Genomic DNA, 405 nt, shown 5'->3' with positions numbered 1-405 from the left:
GGCTGGATCACCTCCTTTCTAAGGATAATTACGGAAATCAGACTTTTAAGTCTGATAGGGATTAACATTGACATATTGTATTCAGTTTTGAATGTTTATACATTTAATGGGCCTATAGCTCAGCTGGTTAGAGCGCACGCCTGATAAGCGTGAGGTCGATGGTTCGAGTCCATTTAGGCCCACCATTATAAATATTCATTTAAATTAATACCTTTATGGGGGCTTAGCTCAGCTGGGAGAGCGCCTGCTTTGCACGCAGGAGGTCAGCGGTTCGATCCCGCTAGTCTCCACCATTAATTTTTAAACATTGTACTTTGAAAACTAGATAAAGTAAGAAGAAATAAAAGATTTTACCAAGCAAAACCGAGTGAGTTCATTTTTGAATTCTTAAAAAAATCGCGCGTC

Annotated in this window: 2 tRNA genes; both read left to right on the top strand. The window is 39.5% G+C overall.

The window, feature by feature from the left end:
* The first annotated feature begins 108 nt into the window (after positions 1 to 108).
* A tRNA-Ile gene (locus BFS35_RS13700) sits at positions 109 to 185 on the top strand.
* 32 nt (positions 186 to 217) lie between these two features.
* Positions 218 to 293: transfer RNA gene (locus BFS35_RS13695), tRNA-Ala, on the top strand.
* The last annotated feature ends 112 nt before the right edge of the window (positions 294 to 405 follow it).

It is taken from the genome of Macrococcoides goetzii (genome assembly GCF_002742385.2).
In the GTDB taxonomy this organism is placed as follows: Bacteria; Bacillota; Bacilli; order Staphylococcales; family Staphylococcaceae; genus Macrococcoides; species Macrococcoides goetzii.
Note: the sequence above shows the minus strand (reverse complement) of the source record. Positions and strands in the feature narration are given on the sequence as shown.